Source organism: Rhodococcus sp. NPDC056743 (genome assembly GCF_042790355.1).
GTDB lineage: Bacteria > Actinomycetota > Actinomycetes > Mycobacteriales > Mycobacteriaceae > Rhodococcus_F.
The window spans coordinates 39,792-58,388 of the sequence record NZ_JBHTZI010000005.1; the positions used below are offsets into that span (position 1 = coordinate 39,792).

Sequence of the window (18,597 nt, forward strand, 5' to 3'; positions counted from 1 at the left end):
ACGGATACCGATCAGCACGCCCCGGGGTTCACCTCTCCACCGGCGAGCATTCGGCTCGTGAAGTCCATCGCGTCGTTGTAGGACGCCGCGATCGCCCCGCGGTGATCTGCGCCCTCGTAGGTCTTGAACTCGACGTCCGAGCCCTTGGCGCAGTAATCCTTGACAGCACCGGATGTACTTGCCACCGAGACCAGAACATCCGTGGTTCCCTGCGCGAACAGCGTAGGCACCTTTGGCGTCACCGTCGACAGTTCCTGCTCGTTCAGATTTGCCGTCAACGCCGTCAGATCTGCACCCTCACGGAAGATCTGAGCGACCGGAACAGCGGGGACGGCACGCACTGCCGCAAGGCACCCCGTCCGAGCAGCCTCGAGAAGGGGCTGAGCCTGATCCGACAGCAAGTCTTCGGGAACCACCGACGGATCAACCGCCTGGACGCCCAGAAGGATGACCGGAACAAACGGCACTCCCCCGGCCATTGCCTCGTTGCCCGACGCGACCATAGCCGGAATTTGCGCAGTGCCGTTTCCGGGGGCTATCGATACCGCACCCTTCAGATTCAGCTCCGGAGCCCGGTCCTTGCCGATCTCCGATGTGAAAGCGGCTGCCTGCCCACCTTGGCTGTGCCCCATCGCAAACCAGTCCTTGCCTACCTGATCGTCCACCTGTCGAGCAGCTCGAACGATATCGGTCACGGTGTTGGCCGCGCTGGTCCCGTTCATGTACGGATGCCCACCGGGAGTACCGAGGCCCTCGTAATCGGTTTGGACTACCACGTATCCACTACTGACCCACTGGTCGAGAGTCTGGTCGACCACCGACAGATAGTCGTGCACCGGACCAGCGGGAGTATCCGCCGACGGTGCACAGGCGTCGGCAACACCGGTTGTTCCGTGCGCCCAGCTGATCACCGGCCAGCCACCGGCCGGGGCGGGTGTCTTGGGGATGGCGACCACCCCGGAAACCAGAATCGGTTCGCCCGACGCACTTTGGGACATGTAGGTGATGCGTTCGTTCTTCGCGGCACTGGGCAACGCTGCAGATTCGGTGAGGTTGTGCGCGGTGATCAACGTTCCCGGCGACAGTTGCGGCGCCTGCGGGTCACCGAAGGACAGCGACCCTTCGGCCGACGCCGGCGCAGAACAGGCCGCTACCGACGCGGCCGCACACAGGGCCAGCGCTCCACTGGATACTCGGATCAGACGCTTCTTGCGGTCGAGCTTCACGAAAACTCCTCCATGTGATTGAAAGTCAGGGCGAGCGAAAGTCAGTGCAACGCAACCGTTGCGCCGATCAAACCTTGTGCCTCGTAGATCTTGGCTGCGACTTCGTCACGCATGGCCACGAACTCGGGGGTCGAACGGATGGCGGTGTCGACAGGTTCGCGATTGTCACCCTTGAACCACACCTTCCGGTCGTAGATGACCCGACCCGGTCGGGCTCCCATCACAATCACTCGGGTTCCGAGGAAGATCGCCTCCTCCACACTGTGAGTGACGAAGAAGACCGTCTTACGACGCTCACGCCACAGGTCGAGCAGTTCGAGCTGCAACTTTTCGCGTGTCATGGCATCGAGTGCACCAAAAGGTTCGTCCATCAAGATAATTCGCGGATCTGTGATGAGAACACGGGCAATCTGGCAGCGCTGCTGTTGGCCGCCGGACAGCTCGTAGGGCTTACGGTCACCATACAACTCCAAACCGACCATTTCCAGCATCCGATCAGCTTCAGCGGCCCGCTCGGCGCGGGGAACTCCCCGCATCTTCAGCCCGAACTCGACGTTCTTTCGAACCGACAGCCACGGGTACAGATTTGCCTGCTGAAACACGACACCGCGATCCGGGTCCGGCCCCTTGATGTGAGTGTTCCCGACCATGATGGTTCCCTCGGTCGGCGCCTGGAAACCGGCAAGCATCTGCAGGAGCGTCGTCTTGCCACAACCGGACGGTCCGACGACGCAGACAAATTCTTCCGGTTCAAAGGTCAAACTGGTGGAGGCAAGTGCAAGTACCGATTCACCGGCGGTGACATACTCCTTCCGAACTTCGGTGAGTACAACGCGAGTGCTGAGGTCTGTAGCTGCGGTTGTCATGACTGGCCCACCTTCGTCACTGCGTCCGTGTAGATTCCCTCGGCATACGTGCTGCTGGGGCTTACTGCGTCGATGTTTCCCTGCTGAAGAAGGAATTCAGCAGTGCCGAAAAGACTCTGGATGAACTCGCCGCCGAGGAAAGCCGGTCCGGCCTGCTCGGCCGCCGACAGGTAGGTGTAGCCCGCCAACTGCGGCTTGATGACGTCGGGGGCAATACCGAGTTGAGCGGACATCGATACTGCGGCACCAGTGGGATCGGCATTGATCCGGCCGGCGGCGTAGTCCTGCAATTTTGTCCACATGAGCATGAATTCCGGATTGACGGAGACGAATTCAGTGGTAGCGCCCGAGAGATCGAAGGTGGGAGCTCCCTGTGTCGCGACATCGGCGCTACTCATGATGACGTGACCGTCGGCCGTCAACTTCGACAGGGTCGGATCCCACACCCATGCCGCGTCGATCTGCCCGCCCTGCCACGCTCCGAGCATCGCGTCCGGTTTCAGACTCATGAGGGTGACATCGGCGGCCATGTTCGCCGCGCCGAGGGCTGCGAGCAGGCTGTAGTGCGACGTACTGCCGAACGGTGTCGCGATTCTCTTGCCCCGCAGCCCTTCCAAGGTGGTGATCGACGGGTCTTTGACAACCAGCGACTCGGCTTCGCCGATGACGTCCTGAATCCAGACGACCTGCATCGGGATGTTCAGCGGTGCCGACAACGCCATTGTCGCCGGACTCGAGCCCAAAGTCCCCAGATCCAGACTTCCGGAACCGAAGGCCTGCACTACATCCTGACCGGAACTGAACTTGCTCCACGTGATGTCCGCATTGGGCATACACGCCTCGAGCAGCCCCTGATCCTTGACGATCAGATCACCGTTGGGAATGTCCTGATACCCGATACGGGCCGACGTCGTCACCGATTCATCCACTGTCACAGGGCAACTCACCGAGCTGTCCATCGAACGGCTCATCTCACCGCGACCCGTTTCCACACACGCGGTCAATGTTGTTCCCAAAGCTGCAGCGGAAACCACTGCGATTGCCATACGCCTCGATTGACCGGTCATGCCTTACCCTTCCATGGCGCTACGAGTGTTCCGATTGCCTTGATCGCGGAGTCGAGAACAAGTGCGGCGCAACCGATGACGATGATGCATGCAATTGTGAGTGGTGTGTTGAGCTGCGTGCCGGCCAGATACGCCAGCCCGCCGATCCCCGGGATGCCGTTGTTGAGTTCCGCGGCCACCACGGTGGTCCACGCAAATCCGACTGCGATTCGAATACCGTTGATCACTTCCGGCAGCGTCGACGGAAAGACCACGTTGGTCAGTACTTGGGTTCGGCTCGCCCCCAGAGCTTTTGCAGCGTTGATCTGATCGATCTTCACCGACGTGACGCCGTTGAGTGTGGCGATCGCGATCGGCGGGAAGGCGGCGAGGAACAGCAGCCAGATCTTGGACGTGTCACCAATTCCGAACCAGACGATCAGCAGGCCGATGTATCCGAGCGGCGGCAACGCACGCAGGAAGTTCAGGTACGGTTCCACGAAGGTTCTGATCGGAACCGACATTCCCATCGCAAAACCGATCAGCGGACCCACGATAACGGCTGCGCCGACGCCGGCCGCTATGCGCTGACCGCTCGCGATCAGATGTTCCCAGAGAAAGTAGTTCTGCTCGCCGAGGACCTCGCGGTCGACGCCGGGCGCCACCTGATGCCAGGTGTTGGCCCGAATGAACGCATCCCACACCGAACCTGGTGAAGGAAGGAATAATTCGTCGATCACACCGGCTGCGGTGATACCCCACCACACGACGAGGAACGCAACCAGAGCCGCAACCCGGACTCCGATGGAGCGCACCCGCTCCGGCGTGAAGACCGGTGTGCGCTTCTTCGCAGCCACCGCGGGCGGAGACGGGGGTATCGGCGTAGCTTCAGTCGAGCTGGATGAAGCCGAGCTAGGTGAAACTGTGGTGGTCATGCGGTCCTCCTGTGCACTCGCTGAGCTGAGGTTTGGTCGCGAGCCAGTACAAGCATCGAGTCGACGTTGACTCGACTCGGGCGAGTGACGACCCAGGCGACACATTCCGCAATGTCGTCCGCGGTCAGCGGATCGGCACCGGCGTACACCGCGTCGGCGCGATCCTTGTCGCCACCGAAGCGCACCATGCTGAACTCTGTCTCCACCATGCCGGGATCGATCTGGCAGACGCGGATGGGTTCGCCGAGCAGTTCGAGGCGCAGAACCCGAGTGAGCGCTGTCACAGCGTGTTTCGCGGCGTTGTATCCACCACCGCCGAGATAGGGCTCGCGTCCGGCAATCGAACCGATGGTGACGACAGTAGCGTTTCCGCTCTCGCGAAGGCGCGGGAGAAGTCGCTGTGTGACGCGCAGAACACCGAGCACGTTGACGTCGAACATCGCAGTCCAGTCGGCCTCGTCGGCTTCTGCGATACTGTCGGCACCCAAAGCGCCGCCGGCATTGTTGACCAGAACGTCACAGCGCTCGATCGCCGCACAGAAGGCGTCGACCGATTCGACGTCCGTCACATCGAGAGGCAGAGCACGAGCGCCTGTTTCACGGGCCAACTCCTCGAGGCGATCCATTCTGCGTGCACCCATCACCACGTCGAAACCCGCTTTGACGAGGTGGCGCACCGTAGCGGCACCGATGCCACTGCTGGCCCCGGTAACCACGGCAACTGGAGTATTCATGACGGACATAGTTTGTGAACTCCTCGATGAATGATGTTTCGGCCCTGAGAGATCCGCAGACTCGCGATCTCGATGGCATGGAACGAACTACTCACCAGTGTGCTCGCGATCTGGCACCCACTCCAGTGCCACCTGAGTAGTGAATTTCTCGGGCCAGTCGTAACGTAGCGGTCTCGTGTTAACGCGAAGGTTCCATCGTGTAACTGGCCCCAGGAGATGCCCTCGAATCTGGATCTGGCGCAGGACCACAACGGTTCTCCATCATTGAGTGGACTCAGAAGGTTCCATCCCTCGATCAGGAGGTTTCTGCCATGGCAGCTCCCGCAATCAGCACGTCGCAACGCACGTACGAGTTGGACCGCGCACACGTCTTTCACTCATGGTCGGCACAGAAATCGTTGCAGCCCATGGTGGTCGAGCGCACAGACGGCTGCTACCTGTGGGACGGCGACGGCAAGGAATACCTCGATTTCTCGTCACAGCTCGTGTACACGAACGTCGGTCACCAGCACCCCAAGGTTGTCGCGGCCGTGCAGGAGCAGGCTGCAAAGCTCTGCACTATCGCGCCGGCGCACGCAAACGAGGCACGGTCGGAGGCAGCGCGTCTGATCGCCGAGATTTCCCCCGAAGGAATGGATCGGGTGTTCTTCACCAGCGGCGGCGCGGACTCCAACGAGCACGCAATTCGTATGGCGCGCTTGCATACCGGTCGGTACAAGATCCTTTCGGCTTACCGCTCCTACCACGGCGCCACTGCCGAGACGATCAATCTGTCGGGTGATCACCGTCGTTGGCCGAACGACTACGGCAACTCGGGCGCCGTTCACTTCCACGGCCCGTTTCTGTACCGATCCGAATTTCGTTCCGAGACAGAGGAACAGGAATGTGAGCGAGCTCTCGAACACCTCGAGACCCTGATCCGCTTCGAAGGTCCGGCCGCGTTTGCCGCGATCATCGTCGAATCCGTTCCCGGCACGTCCGGAATCATGCCGCCGCCTCCCGGATACCTGAAGGGTGTCCGCGACATCTGCGATCGATACGGCATCGTCATGATCTGTGACGAAGTCATGTCCGGCTTCGGTCGCACCGGCGCGTGGCTGGCAATCGACCATTACGACGTCGTCCCCGACCTCATCACGTTTGCCAAGGGCGTGAACTCCGGTTACGTGCCCCTCGGCGGAGTCATCGTCGGCGAGAGGATCTACAACTCGTTTGCCGAGCGTCCGTACCCCGGCGGTATGACGTATTCCGGCCACCCCCTCGCCTGCGCCGCCGCCGTGGCAACCATCACCACGATGCACGAGGAACGCATCGTCGAGAATGCCGAGTTCATCGGTCGCACATCACTCGGACCGGGCCTGGCTGCTCTCGCGGACAAGCACCCGAGCATCGGGGACGTCCGCGGTCTCGGTGTCTTCTGGGCACTCGATCTTGTCACGAACCGTGAGACGCGCGAGCCGCTGTCACCATACGGCGGCACCAACGCCGCGATCGGCCGGACGATGGCCGCCGCCCGCGACGCCGGATTGCTCGTCTTCAACAACTACCACCGCATCCACGTCGTCCCGCCGTGCACTGTGACGCAGGCGCAGGTCGACGCCGCACTTGCCATGCTCGACACAGCGCTCGACGTCGCCGATTCCTATTACGACGGTCCCCGGTGACAGCGTCGGCCGTCCACACGAGTGCCCTCGACGATGCGCGCACTCAACTCGCGGAGGCGGTGACAGCCCTCGGGTACCCGGACGGTCTGCACCGCATCCTCGGGTCCGCCAGACGCGAGACGACGGTCAGCGTTCCCCTGGTCCGCGACAACGGCGACGTAGAAGTGTTCACCGGATACCGTGTGCAGCACAGCATCGCGCGCGGGCCGGCGAAGGGTGGGATTCGCTACAGCGCAAATGTAGACCTCGACGAGGTCCGCGCATTGGCGATGTGGATGACCTGGAAGTGCGCGCTCCTCGATATTCCGTACGGCGGGGCAAAAGGTGGAGTGGACGTCGATCCCCTGACTCTCTCCCCTGCCGAACTCGAGCGTCTGACAAGAACCTATACCCAGGGCATCTCACCGGTCATCGGTCCGGACAACGATATTCCCGCTCCTGACATCGGCACCGACGAGCAGACGATGGCCTGGATGATGGATGCCTATTCCGCCACCCGGGGCCGCGGTGTCCCGGGTGTGGTGACGGGCAAGCCTCTTGATCTCGGCGGCTCGCTCGGCCGTCGGACGTCGACGTCGCGCGGTGTAGCGCACATCGCGTTGTTGGCACTGAAAAGAGAAGGCATAGCAACGGACTCGGCCACTGCCGTCGTCCAGGGTTACGGCAAGGTGGGGGCCGATGCGGCCGACTATCTCGCCGACGCCGGAGTCCGGATCGTCTCTGTCAGTGACAGATTCGGCGCGGTGCACAATACTGCCGGATTGGACCTGCACCTACTGCGAGCCCACGTCGCGGAGCACGGGTCCGTCGCCGCCTTCCCCGGCGGGCAGTCGATCGACCCGGACGCCGTTCTCGAACTCGACGTCGACCTCCTGATTCCCGCTGCAGTTGAAGGAGTTATCCACGGCGGCAACGCACACCGCATCAAGGCGCGTGTCATCGTGGAAGGTGCAAACGGGCCGACCACCGCCGAGGCCGACGATGTTCTCGAGCAGGCTGGGGTGCTGGTGGTCCCGGATATCCTGGCCAATGCCGGCGGCGTGGTCGTCTCGTACTTCGAATGGGTTCAGGCACAACAGGGTTACTGGTGGACTCTCCCCGAAGTGGAACGGGGGCTGGATGTTCGGATGACCGCGGGCTGGGACGCGGTGCTTGATCAAGCTGCGACTACCGGCACCACGCTACGACGCGCTGCCATGACCCTTGCCGTCGGTCGCGTCGCCCGGGCCCACCGAGCGCGAGGACTCACTCACTGATTCAGCGTGATTCATCCAGCAGTCGGTGAGCGATTCCGCCGAGCAGTGCGATCCCCGGTTCGATCGAATTCTGGTCTATCGAACCGAATCCCAGTCGCAGGCAGTTCCGGGATCCTGTTCCCGGGAAGAAGTAGCGGGAGCCGTCGGCCACCAGGATTCCCTGCTTGGCTGCTCGTTCTGTGAGTTCGGCAGCATCGAGGTCCTCCGGACCGGTGTACCAGACACTGACACCGCCCGGAGGAAACGACGGCGCCTCAACTCGCGGCATGTACGTGTTGATCGACTCGGTGATGATTTCCCAATTCTGCTTGAGTCGACGGCGATGTGAGCGCAACACCTTGTGGTAGTCGCCGGACATGATGAACAGTGCCAGCGACCGCTGAATATGTCCCGGAAGGTGTTTGGTGCGATGGTGCCGTTCCGCTCGAAGTGCCGCAATGACAGGCGGATCCGCCACGATGTACCCGATGCGTAGGCCCGCGGAGAGAAACTTCGAGAAGGAACCGAGGTAGATCACCCGGCGGTTGTCCCCCAAGGACTTGAGGGACGGTGTCGGTCTTCCGCGAAAGCGGAATTCGCTGTCGTAGTCGTCCTCGATCACAAAACCGTTTCTCTCCTCCAACAATTCGAGGAGTAGCTTGCGGCGCGGCAGGCTCAATGTGACGTTGGTGGGGTGGTGATGGCTGGGCGTGAGGTACATGGCGTCGAAAACTGTCGAGCTGTCGAACACTGCACCGCGCCCGTCGACGGGAATGGGAGACAGCTCCACTCCGGAGCGCTTGAAAATATGCATCGCGTCGAGGTATCCGGGGTTCTCGAACCCCATGATCTTGCCGGGCCGCAACAGAACGTCGGCAATCAACGACAAACCCTGCTGGGTTCCACTGGTCACCAAGATCTCGTCGGCCGCCGCTTCGATACCGCGCGACGGGAGAATCTCCTTGCGCAGCGCCTCGACCAGTAGCGGGTCGTCCTGATCGACGGCGTCACGCACGCTGTATCGCAGATGCGGGCCCGTCATCGCCTCGCTCGCGGCGCGCAACCAACCACGGACCGGGAATGACCGCAGTTCGGGCTGAGAACTGATGAACGGGTACGGGTAGTCGAAAGCGTCGGGATGCCCAAGAGTGCGGGTGAACTCGACGCTCTCCCGGGGCTGAATCAATGTGGACCAGTCCACCGCCGGGGCGGGAGACGGCGACTGCGGAGAATGTGTTCGAGTGAGCGGAGCTGCGGCGTAAAGACCACTACGAGGACGACTCTCGATCACTCCGAGCGCGATCAGCTCGTCGTAGGCCGCTGCCACCGTGTTTCGGGAAACGCCGAGTTCCTGCGCCAGGTAGCGGGTGGACGGCATGGGCCGACCACCGTCGAACACTCCGCGCGCAAGGAGGTCTTCGAGCATTGCCCGAACGCGCCGGTACATCGGCGTATTGGTGGCAGAGTCGAGATACACCGACCTGCCCGCGAGAAACTCGCCGAGATTTTCGTGTGATCGCAACCGGCTCCTCCTGATTCTGGCCCCCTCGATACTCCCACGATCTGGATCTTCCGTCAGTGCCAGATCGCCCAGAGAATGGGAATGTGATCCTTCTCCTGGTTGCCTGCGTACTTGTCGCGTCTTCGGCGATTCAATCGGCAACCGGCTCGGGTTTCGGCTTGATTGCCGGGCCCGCCCTCATTCTGATTGCCCCGTGGCTTGTTCCGGCCCCGCTGCTGATTCTCACCATTCCGATGATGCTGCTCGTGACGGCCCGAGAACGCGGGCACTGCGACACCCGCACAGTCGCAATCGCAACCGTCACAATGATTCCCGGTATCGCCGTCGGCCTCTGGTTCATCCAACGCGTTGATACGGCGTCGGTTCAACTCCTGGTGGCGATTCTCGCGCTGGCCGCGGGAGCCACGATGCTCGCGGGAAAGTCCGTCACCTCCTCGCGGCGAACACTGGCCGGGGCCGGCGCCGCAGCCGGGTTCATGGGCGCATTGGCGGCGATGCCGGGCCCGCCCCTGTCGCTGACCTATCGACCGAACAATGCTGCAACCCTGCGGTCCACGCTGTCGACGATCTTTCTTGTCATGGCTGCGGCAACGCTTGTCGCGCTCCAGTTCCAGATCGGCATCACCGGAAACCAATTGCTCACCGCAGCGGCGTTGTCTCCACTATTGGTGTGCGGACACCTGCTCGGCTCACAGATGGCGCGACGGATCTCCCTGGCGGCCTTGAGCCGCACAACCACCTACATCATCCTCGCCGCGGCAACCGTGCTGTTCGTCAAAAGCGCAGCCGGACTGGCCGTATGAAACCAAGCCGCGAAACCAAGTATTAACCCTCCGGCCACCTGAACGCCTGTCCTGTGGCCACTGACAGACGCTTAGCCGATCTAACTTCCTGTCGTCGCGCCATATCGGCGCGATCAGAAAGGATTCATCACCATGCGAAGCCCCCGCTTCGGTTTGCTGGCAGCCGCAGGCGCTGTCGGACTCATGCTCGTCACGACCGGCACTTCGGCCGTTGCCGGCGCATCACCCTTCGGATCACTGGATTTCGGTTCCAGCTCAGGATCTTCCGAGGCTCCGGGCACACCTGCAGTCGGGGGCTTCACGTCCAAGACGCCGTATTCACCCGGCCAGACCATCGGCGAACTCCAGGCCGCGCCCGCGGGTTTCACTCCCGTGTACACGGAAAGCGCTGCCCGCCACGGTTCCCGCGCGCTCTCGAGCCTGAAGTACGATGACCTGAGCCTGCAACTGTGGGAGATCGCCGAGGCGGAGAACGCCCTGACTCCCGTCGGTAAGGAGTTCGGCCCCGTACTTCGCGAGCTCATGGCCGCCAATGAAGAGTTGGGCTACGGCAACCTGAGTGGTCTCGGTGTCACCGAGCATCGCGAGATGGGTGCGCGTGTGACAGAGCGCCTTCCGCAGCTGTTCGACGCAATCGCCGATCAGGATGGCGCTATCACCCTGACGTCCTCGGGTGTAGACCGCGCAGTGGACAGCGCCGCCAACTTCGCCCAGGGCGTGAGCACCGCCGTTCCGGCCGTCGCCGGAAATATCGGAGCCGTGGCGTCCGATCCGGATGTCCTCTACTTCCACGATTCCGATCTCAACGAGGACTACAAGGAATACGAGGATTCCGATCCTCGCCTCGAAGCTGTGGACGAGCAGATCGAGAACCTGCCTCGCACTCGCGACGTGTCGCGTCACATGATGGAAAAGCTGTACTCGAAGAGCTTCGTGGATCGTCTTGTCGCCGGCGAGTTCTCGCTCGTCGACCGGGGCAAGGGCTCGGAGAAGATCGACAATGAGGTCGACGCCGCGTACATGCTCTACAACACGTACATCATCACCCCGGGCATGTCCGAGGAAGGCGACTGGAACTTCGGGCGCTTCATCGACCAGGACGACGCCCAGTGGCTGGCGTACACCAATGACGCAGAGGACTTCTACGCCAAGGGTCCGGGATTTGCCGGCGAGGACGTCACCTACCGGATGGCGTCGGTGCTCCGCGATGAATTCCTAACCGGATTGAAAGAGCACTCGAGTGCAGATGCTCTGCCCGGAGCAGACTTTCGATTTGCGCACGCTGAAACGATCATCCCCTTTGCCGCGCTGCTGAAGCTCCCCGGCAGCACTGTCGCGCAACCCGAGGGCACCCTGTACACGTACGACAACAACCCGTGGCGCGGCGAGCAGGTAAGCCCGATGGGCGCCAATATCCAGTGGGACGTCTTTGCCGGACCCGACAACGCACAACTGGTTCGCATGCTCTACAACGAGCGTGAAACCGCATTCGCCGAGCCATGCACGCCGGTTGCAAGCGGAAGCTACTTCTACACGCCGGCAGAACTCGAGCGCTGCCTACCGGAAATTTCTATGCGATAAACCGGCCAATCGTCGGATTGCTTTGGCAGATAGGGCTGCTGCCCCAGTTGATGGAACCGAAAGCAGTCGCGACAACGTTGCCGACACCGGTATTCACGGTCGCCGACAGATAGGGATACGTCCCCATCAGATCGACGATTCCGGCCTTACCGGTGTCGGTGTTGACCCACGCGACCGTGACCTGCCCGGCGGCCGGTATCGGTGCGGCGGCAGGGAAAGACTCGAAGCGTATGTCGCCCTTGGCGATCGGCGGGTTTGCCTCTGGCCCGGACTGCCCGGTCAGACCGGTCATCGATGCCAGTGACCCCTGGTTGGGACAGCCGATCGTCACGGCAGCACCACCGAACGGATGTGGTGGATCCGCTGACGCCGTGCCCACGTATGCGAGTGACGCAACGATCGGCAATCCGACGGCTGCCAGGATTCGGGCGGTGCGGGAGATGCTCATGGAAACTCCTCGGGTTGATAACTCCCTGATCGGATACCCCTGGTACAAACCCCGAAACGACCGAACGGTGGCAATTCGACACCTCTAGACAACATGCGTTGTCAGAACTACTCTCGGTGGCACAGCTCACACCGAAGCCATGGGAGTGTTCACATGAAGCGCTACGACCTTCGCGCTCGCACGGATCAACTCGATCCCGAGACCGACTACGAAGAGATGTCTCGCATTCTTGCTGCTCAAGAGTTTCCCTGGGATATCAACCAGGCCCTCAGCTTTGCACTGTTCCGCACCTACGCGGTGCCGTCGATCGGCAAACTGCTCTTTTCCACCGGTGAATTCACCGACCGGGTCCAGAAACGCTACGACGACACCAGCCTCATTCTCGACGCCATCCTCGAGCACGGCCTGGGCAGCGACGAAGGTCGATCGAGTGTTCGCCGGATGAATCAGATGCACGGCTCGTACGACATCTCCAACGACGACATGCGTTACGTGCTGGCCACCTTTGTCGTCACCCCGGTCCGCTGGCTCGAGTCGTACGGTTGGCGCCCGCTGACGCCCAACGAAATAGCCGGATCCACCTACTATTACCGTGAACTCGGCCGTCACATGAACATCAAGGACCTGCCCGCCACCTACGACGGATTCGCAAAACTGTTGGACGAGTATGAGCGCGAACACTTTTCGTTCGATCCCGGAGCCCGGGCGGTTGCCGATTCCACGCTCGAACTCATGTGTACGTTCCCGCCCAACAACCTGGCGCCGAAGCCCCTGATCAAGGCATTCGCCTACTCGCTCATGGACGATCACCTACTCGACGCGTTCGGCTACAAGCGTCCACCCGCGGCGGTGAGGGCGCTCTCCCGGAGCGCCCTCAAGGCACGCGGCCACCTCTTACGATTCTTCCCACCGCGCACTACCCGGAAGTTCGCCCGCGATCTTCCGAATATCCGCAGCTACCCGGCCGGCTTCAAGGTCGATCAACTCGGAACTTTCCCCACCGGGTGCCCCGTCAAGCACGCCAAGCCGAGTGAGCAGGCGCAAGCCTGAGTGGCCGAGCGCGAGCAAAGAAGATCAGATCGCGGAATCCAATGCGTACTTGCCCAGACCCGGCGCTCCGGCGAGAAGCGGTCCTAAATCCTTGATGGCGCCCGGACCCGCGCGCCATTCGCGGTAAGCGGCATCGGCCTCGGGGGACGCCCACTTCTCCACGCACAACCAGTGCGCGTCGTCCTCGGCATCGATCACCACGTCGACGCCTTCACAACCGTCGAATGCACGGGTTTCAGCCAAGATTCTCCCGACTACCTCGCGAGCGCTATCAAGGCTTTCCTTCTTCAACCGCAAGTCCAGAATCGCAAAAATCGTCACAGAACACTCCTAGTCGCCAGCTGCAATGGATCGAATTGTTCGCGGCCAGGCTATCGGAAAGTGATGTGCGCCAAGTCGTAGAAGCCATTTTCTCGCCGGCGACTATTCTGTCGTGCATGACCGAGCCTGTAGCCACTGCTGACCTTGCCGACGAAATCGGACCCGACATCCGTAGCTGCGACACGCAGTTCACCCAGTTCGGTGGACGTGAGGTTTTTGCCGGCCCCATCACCACCATCAAGTGCTTCCAGGACAACCTGCTGGTGAAGCAGACCCTCAGCGAACCGGGCAACGGCGGCGTCCTCGTCGTCGACGGTGATGCAAGCATCCATACTGCTCTGGTCGGCGACATCATCGCCGGTCGCGGAGTCGACAACGGCTGGGCCGGAGTGATCGTCAACGGCGCCGTCCGTGACTCCGCAATCCTTCGGACGCTCGACATCGGCGTCAAAGCTCTCGGCACCAACCCGCGCAAGAGCACGCAGACCGGTTCCGGTGAGAAGAACGTGCCCGTCGAAATCGGTGGTGTCACCTTCAATCCCGGTGAAATCGTCTACAGCGACCAGGACGGGGTAGTCGTCCGCGAAAGCTAGAAATGAAGGTCGAGATCAGGCGGGAGCTTCCACCTTGGCGGCCATCCCGCCGATCTCGACCACGTCACCGTCTCGGAGCTGACGACCGCGACGGTCCTCCACCTCGCCGTTGACCGACACCATGCCGTCGGCGATGACCTCTTTGGCTTCTGCGCCGGATTCGATGAGGTTGGCGAGCTTGAGGAACTGACCGAGACGGATCATTTCGTCGCGGATCGGTACTGCGGGAATGTTGGCACTCATGGCAATCATTCTGCTCCTCGCACAAAACCGGACATGAACGGCCACACTGAACAGTGGGACTGATCGACCGGCATGGGAGGAAGCTCGATGGCACCTATCAGCGAGGTAACGGATACAACCGCGGAGTTGGTTGAAACTCCGCCGGAAAATCCCCGGAAAGCACGCCGATTCCAGTCGGGACGGCTGAGCCAGGTCCCGCACATTTCCGGCTTGATCCTCGGAGTTTTCTCCGTCCTCGTTTTCCTGTGGAGTCTTTCGCCGACGCTGCGCCATATCGTCCGGGTCCCACGCGAATACATCGACAACTACTACTTCGATGCACCGGATACGAGCTTGTCGTGGGCGCTCGTCGTCGGATTGCTCGCTGCCGCACTTGCCAGTCGCAAACGCATCGCGTGGTGGCTGTTGACGATTTATCTTGCGCTGATCGTTCTGACCGACATCGTGTCCACGATCACCGACAAGAATCCGAACAATGCCGTCGCCGCGGTGGTGCTGCTGATCATCATCGGAATTCTGATCGCGGCACGTCCCGAGTTCTACACCCGCGTACGACGCGGCGCCGGGTGGAAAGCTCTCGGCGTCCTGATCGGCGGCTTGGCGATCGCTACCCTGCTGGGCTGGGGTTTGGTCGCACTCTTCCCCGGCTCGCTGCCGGAAGGGCAGCGATTCCTCTGGGCACTGAACCGTGTGACTGCTGCGGCGGCGGTCGACAACGAAGTCTTCGACGGCCACCCCCATGCCTTCGTGAATACGATCCTCGGCCTTCTCGGCGCAATGGCCCTCCTCGCCGCCGTCATCACCCTCTTCCGCGCCCAACGATCCAACAACGCACTCACCGGCAACGACGAGTCCGCGATCCGCGGACTCATCCAAGGTTTTGGCGCCGACGATTCCCTCGCCTACTTCGCCACCCGCCGCGACAAGGCCGCGATCTTCGCTCCGAGCGGCAAAGCCGCGGTCACCTACCGCGTCGAGATCGGCGTCTGCCTGGCCAGCGGCGATCCGATCGGCGATCCCGAAGCCTGGCCGCACGCCATCGAAGCCTGGCAGGACCTGGCGTCGAAGTACGGCTGGGCCACCGCTGTCATGGGTGCCAGCGAAACCGGTGCAACCGCCTACAAGCGTGCAGGACTCAACGTCCTGCAACTCGGTGACGAGGCGATCCTGCGTACTCGCGAATTCAATCTCAACGGACGCGACATGCGCCCGGTGCGCCAGGCCGTCACGCGCGTACGACGCGGCGGCGTGACCGTCCGGATACGACGCCACCGCGACGTGCCCCCGATCGACATGTCCGCCGCCATCGTTCGCGCCGACGACTGGCGCGACACCGAAACCGAACGCGGCTTCTCCATGGCACTCGGCCGACTGGGCGATCCGCTCGACGGCGACTGCCTTCTCGTCGAAGCCGTAATAGGCGAAGGCACCGATGACGAATCCGTCGTCGGCATGCTCTCGCTCGTCCCGTGGGGATCGAACGGAGTCTCCCTCGACCTCATGCGCCGCAAGCCGACGGCACCCAACGGTGTTGTGGAGTTGATGGTCTCCGAACTTGCCACGCGCTCCGACGAATTCGGCATCGTCCGAGTCTCGCTCAACTTTGCGGTGTTCCGATCCGTGTTCGAGGAAGGTTCCCGTATCGGCGCCGGCCCGATCCTGCGTATCTGGCGATCGGTGTTGGTCTTCTTCTCCCGCTGGTGGCAGCTCGAAGCCCTGTACCGCTCCAATGTGAAGTACCAGCCGGACTGGGCGCCGCGCTTCCTGTGCTTCGAGGACAATCGCGAACTCCCCCGCGTCGGCTTTGCATCGGCGATCGCCGAAGGCTTTGTTGTTCTACCTACCGTCAGTCGCAGATCCAGCAAGGCAACCCAGCACACCGGAATTCACGAAACGCTGCCAGCCGCACTGGTCACCGCCGAAGGTCTGCACGCCGACGGCAGCCTGCCGGACTCCGCACCGGCGGTGGCAGCACCGGGACCACGACGGCCCGAGCAGGTTCGCGTCCGGATGAACAAACTGGCGACGCTCGCAGACGAAGGCATCAGCGCATATCCCGTCGCTTACCCCCCGACACACACGATTGCCGCGGCGGCACAGTCACCGGAAGGCACCCGGGTTCGGATTGCCGGGCGAATCCTCCGGGTCCGTGACTACGGCGGTGTTGCATTCGCCGACGTGCGTGACTGGTCCGGCGATATTCAGGTACTGGTGGACCAGGACCACGTCGGACGCGAGAAGCTGACGGAGTTCGCTGCCGAATTCGATCTCGGCGACCTGATCGAGGTCAGCGGAACGATCGGTCGCAGCCGCAAGGGTGAACTGTCACTGATCGCGCTCGAATGGCGCATGAACGGCAAGTGCCTGCATCCGCTGCCCGACAAGTGGAAAGGCCTGTCCGATCCCGAAACTCGTGTCCGTCAGCGTTACCTCGACATCGCTCTCAACCCCAAGGCCCGCGACCTGCTCGAAGCCAGAAGTGCCGTCGTCAAGTCGCTGCGTGATTCGCTCGGGAACCGCGGGTTCCTCGAGGTGGAGACGCCGATCCTGCAGCAGGTTCACGGCGGCGCAAACGCTGCGCCGTTCCTGACACACATCAACGCGTACAACCTCGATCTGTACCTACGCATCGCGCCCGAGTTGTACCTGAAGCGGTTGTGCGTCGCCGGCATGGAGAAGGTGTTCGAGATCGGGCGCGTGTTCCGCAACGAAGGTGTCGACTTCAAACACAACCCCGAATTCACGATCCTCGAGGCATACGAAGCGCACAGCGATTACGAGGGCATGATGCGGATGTGCCGCGAGCTCATCCAGGCTGCGGCCGTGGCAGCGTTCGGACGCGAGATCATCATGCGACCGGGACCCGACGGCGAACTGGTCGAGGTCGACATCTCCGGCGAGTGGCCCGTCAAGACGATGCACGGGGCCGTCGCCGAAAAACTTGGCGTCGACGTCTCGCCGGAGACAAGCCTGGAAAAGCTGCAAAAATTGTGCGACGACAACGAAATTCCGTATCAGTCCAATTGGGATGCCGGAGCCGTGGCACAGGAAATGTACGAGCATCTGGTCGAGGACTTCACCGAATTCCCGACGTTCTACACCAACTTTCCCACCTCGATGTCGCCGCTCACCCGACCACACCGCAGCATTCCCGGCGTCGCCGAGAAATGGGACCTCGTGGCGTGGGGAGTGGAACTCGGAACGGCGTACAGCGAGCTGACCGACCCGGTTGATCAGCGCAATCGTCTTACCGAACAGTCGATGCTGGCGGCCGGCGGCGACCCGGAGGCCATGGAGTTGGACGAGGAGTTCCTCCAAGCTCTCGAACACGCGATGCCGCCGACGGGTGGACTCGGAATGGGCGTCGACCGTGTTGTCATGCTGATCACCGGCGGCAGCATCCGCGAAACCTTGGCGTTCCCCCTCGCGAAACCACGCCAGTAATCGAGGCTCAGGTGCCGGGACTGTTCCACGTGAAACCACCGGGCGAGTTGATGACGGTCGGCGGGGACAGCCTGCACGTGCTCGTGGAGGGCGACGGACCCGCCGTCGTCCTCTGCGGCGGACTGGCCGGCAACTGGTTCGACTGGGACGACTGCGCGCGCAACCTCAGCCGCGACCACACCGTAATCCGGTTCGATCGACCAGGCTTCGGACTCAGCTACCCCTCCTTTGAAGTCCCGACCGTACATAGCGAAGCGCAACGCATCGCCGACGTACTCGACGCCGCCGGAATCACCGAACCAGCTGTGGCGGTGGGGCATTCGATAGCCGGATTTTACGTCGAAGGTTTTGCCAGACTGTTCCCCGAACGGACGGCGGGCATCCTGCTCCTCGACTCCAGCGCCGAGAAGAACCCGAAGCGAATCATCCCCCGCCACCTCCTTCTGGCAGCCTCACATGCGGCAGCCGCAACCTTCAGCACCACTGGGCTGCAACGACTTCTGGGCACAACCACTCGAAAAATTCTCAACCAGTCAGTGCCACCGACAGGCCCGTCCCACACAATGGCCGAATGGGTTCGTCACATCTACCGCGAACCGCACTACCTCGAAGCCGCCATGATCGAATACGTCGCGTACACCGACATGGCCATGGAGCTCAACAATTTACGCGAGTCCGAGGATCACCGACTGCCGGGCATCGGCATCAGCGTCGTAGCTGCCCACACCGGGCACTCGACACCGTGGTCGGTGTCCTGGATGGCCAAACAACAGCGGCTCGCAACCTACCTGGGCGGGAGCTTCCACGTCCTGCGTCCCGCCCACCATCACGCGATGATCGATCAGCCAGACCAACTCGCCGATCTGATTCGATCCGTCGAATGAGA

At 62.1% G+C, this 18,597-nt stretch carries 17 protein-coding genes; 8 read left to right on the forward strand and 9 right to left on the reverse strand.

Annotated features, from left to right (window positions below; translation table 11 throughout):
• Positions 1–11: 11 nt before the first annotated feature.
• Genes ACFRFQ_RS12435 through ACFRFQ_RS12455 form a run of 5 tightly spaced genes read right to left on the reverse strand, consistent with a single transcriptional unit; the run spans position 12 to position 4,807 of the window.
• Positions 12–1,226 carry a lipase family protein gene (locus tag ACFRFQ_RS12435; protein ID WP_378657560.1) on the reverse strand — a complete coding sequence of 405 codons (1,215 nt, stop codon included), beginning with the start codon at positions 1,224–1,226 and terminating at the stop codon, positions 12–14.
• A gap of 41 nt (positions 1,227–1,267) precedes the next feature.
• On the reverse strand, positions 1,268–2,092 hold the full coding sequence (locus tag ACFRFQ_RS12440) for an ABC transporter ATP-binding protein (RefSeq protein ID WP_378657562.1): 825 nt from the start codon (positions 2,090–2,092) through the stop codon (positions 1,268–1,270).
• The gene (locus tag ACFRFQ_RS12445; protein ID WP_378657565.1) at positions 2,089–3,159 is read right to left on the reverse strand and encodes an ABC transporter substrate-binding protein; all 1,071 of its coding nucleotides are present in this window, start codon (positions 3,157–3,159) and stop codon (positions 2,089–2,091) included. The genes ACFRFQ_RS12440 and ACFRFQ_RS12445 overlap by 4 nt, the downstream gene beginning before the upstream one ends.
• Complete coding sequence (locus tag ACFRFQ_RS12450) at positions 3,156–4,073, reverse strand: ABC transporter permease (protein ID WP_378657567.1); 918 nt, start codon at positions 4,071–4,073, stop codon at positions 3,156–3,158. The genes ACFRFQ_RS12445 and ACFRFQ_RS12450 overlap by 4 nt, the downstream gene beginning before the upstream one ends.
• Positions 4,070–4,807 carry an SDR family NAD(P)-dependent oxidoreductase gene (locus ACFRFQ_RS12455; RefSeq protein ID WP_378657570.1) on the reverse strand — a complete coding sequence of 246 codons (738 nt, stop codon included), beginning with the start codon at positions 4,805–4,807 and terminating at the stop codon, positions 4,070–4,072. The genes ACFRFQ_RS12450 and ACFRFQ_RS12455 overlap by 4 nt, the downstream gene beginning before the upstream one ends.
• 311 nt (positions 4,808–5,118) lie before the next feature.
• On the opposite strand from ACFRFQ_RS12455, the gene ACFRFQ_RS12460 reads away from it, so the two are divergent.
• Both ACFRFQ_RS12460 and ACFRFQ_RS12465 read left to right on the forward strand, forming a co-directional pair.
• Complete coding sequence (locus ACFRFQ_RS12460; protein WP_378657573.1) at positions 5,119–6,471, forward strand: aspartate aminotransferase family protein; 1,353 nt, start codon at positions 5,119–5,121, stop codon at positions 6,469–6,471.
• Positions 6,468–7,727 carry a Glu/Leu/Phe/Val dehydrogenase gene (locus ACFRFQ_RS12465; protein ID WP_378657576.1) on the forward strand — a complete coding sequence of 420 codons (1,260 nt, stop codon included), beginning with the start codon at positions 6,468–6,470 and terminating at the stop codon, positions 7,725–7,727. The genes ACFRFQ_RS12460 and ACFRFQ_RS12465 overlap by 4 nt, the downstream gene beginning before the upstream one ends.
• Position 7,728: 1 nt before the next feature.
• Here the strand turns inward: ACFRFQ_RS12465 and ACFRFQ_RS12470 are convergent, their stop codons facing one another.
• Positions 7,729–9,228: a PLP-dependent aminotransferase family protein gene (locus ACFRFQ_RS12470; protein ID WP_378657579.1), complete on the reverse strand. Its 1,500-nt coding sequence runs from the start codon at positions 9,226–9,228 to the stop codon at positions 7,729–7,731.
• 83 nt (positions 9,229–9,311) lie between these two features.
• Here ACFRFQ_RS12470 and ACFRFQ_RS12475 point away from each other — a divergent pair, with 83 nt between their 5' ends.
• Both ACFRFQ_RS12475 and ACFRFQ_RS12480 read left to right on the forward strand, forming a co-directional pair.
• Complete coding sequence (locus ACFRFQ_RS12475; RefSeq protein ID WP_378657582.1) at positions 9,312–10,031, forward strand: TSUP family transporter; 720 nt, start codon at positions 9,312–9,314, stop codon at positions 10,029–10,031.
• Between the two features lie 132 nt (positions 10,032–10,163).
• Positions 10,164–11,612: a histidine phosphatase family protein gene (locus ACFRFQ_RS12480; protein ID WP_378657586.1), complete on the forward strand. Its 1,449-nt coding sequence runs from the start codon at positions 10,164–10,166 to the stop codon at positions 11,610–11,612.
• On the opposite strand, the gene ACFRFQ_RS12485 is transcribed toward ACFRFQ_RS12480, so the two are convergent.
• Positions 11,602–12,060 carry a hypothetical protein gene (locus ACFRFQ_RS12485; RefSeq protein ID WP_033235361.1) on the reverse strand — a complete coding sequence of 153 codons (459 nt, stop codon included), beginning with the start codon at positions 12,058–12,060 and terminating at the stop codon, positions 11,602–11,604. The genes ACFRFQ_RS12480 and ACFRFQ_RS12485 overlap by 11 nt on opposite strands.
• Before the next feature lie 153 nt (positions 12,061–12,213).
• Between ACFRFQ_RS12485 and ACFRFQ_RS12490 the strand changes: the two genes are divergently transcribed.
• A complete protein-coding gene (locus ACFRFQ_RS12490) occupies positions 12,214–13,110 on the forward strand; it encodes an oxygenase MpaB family protein (RefSeq protein ID WP_378657590.1) in 897 nt (298 codons plus the stop codon).
• 24 nt (positions 13,111–13,134) lie between these two features.
• Here the strand turns inward: ACFRFQ_RS12490 and ACFRFQ_RS12495 are convergent, their stop codons facing one another.
• Positions 13,135–13,431 (reverse strand): putative quinol monooxygenase, encoded by a 297-nt coding sequence (locus tag ACFRFQ_RS12495; RefSeq protein WP_378657593.1) that lies wholly within the window; start codon positions 13,429–13,431, stop codon positions 13,135–13,137.
• Between the two features lie 116 nt (positions 13,432–13,547).
• Here ACFRFQ_RS12495 and rraA point away from each other — a divergent pair, with 116 nt between their 5' ends.
• Positions 13,548–14,024: a ribonuclease E activity regulator RraA gene (gene rraA, locus ACFRFQ_RS12500; protein WP_095888081.1), complete on the forward strand. Its 477-nt coding sequence runs from the start codon at positions 13,548–13,550 to the stop codon at positions 14,022–14,024.
• 15 nt (positions 14,025–14,039) lie between these two features.
• Here the strand turns inward: rraA and ACFRFQ_RS12505 are convergent, their stop codons facing one another.
• Positions 14,040–14,267: an RNA-binding S4 domain-containing protein gene (locus ACFRFQ_RS12505; RefSeq protein ID WP_033235435.1), complete on the reverse strand. Its 228-nt coding sequence runs from the start codon at positions 14,265–14,267 to the stop codon at positions 14,040–14,042.
• A gap of 87 nt (positions 14,268–14,354) precedes the next feature.
• On the opposite strand from ACFRFQ_RS12505, the gene lysX reads away from it, so the two are divergent.
• Positions 14,355–17,711 (forward strand): bifunctional lysylphosphatidylglycerol synthetase/lysine--tRNA ligase LysX, encoded by a 3,357-nt coding sequence (gene lysX, locus ACFRFQ_RS12510; RefSeq protein ID WP_378657597.1) that lies wholly within the window; start codon positions 14,355–14,357, stop codon positions 17,709–17,711.
• An 11-nt stretch (positions 17,712–17,722) separates the two neighbouring features.
• Positions 17,723–18,595 (forward strand): alpha/beta fold hydrolase, encoded by an 873-nt coding sequence (locus ACFRFQ_RS12515; protein ID WP_378657600.1) that lies wholly within the window; start codon positions 17,723–17,725, stop codon positions 18,593–18,595.
• Positions 18,596–18,597 lie beyond the last annotated feature (2 nt).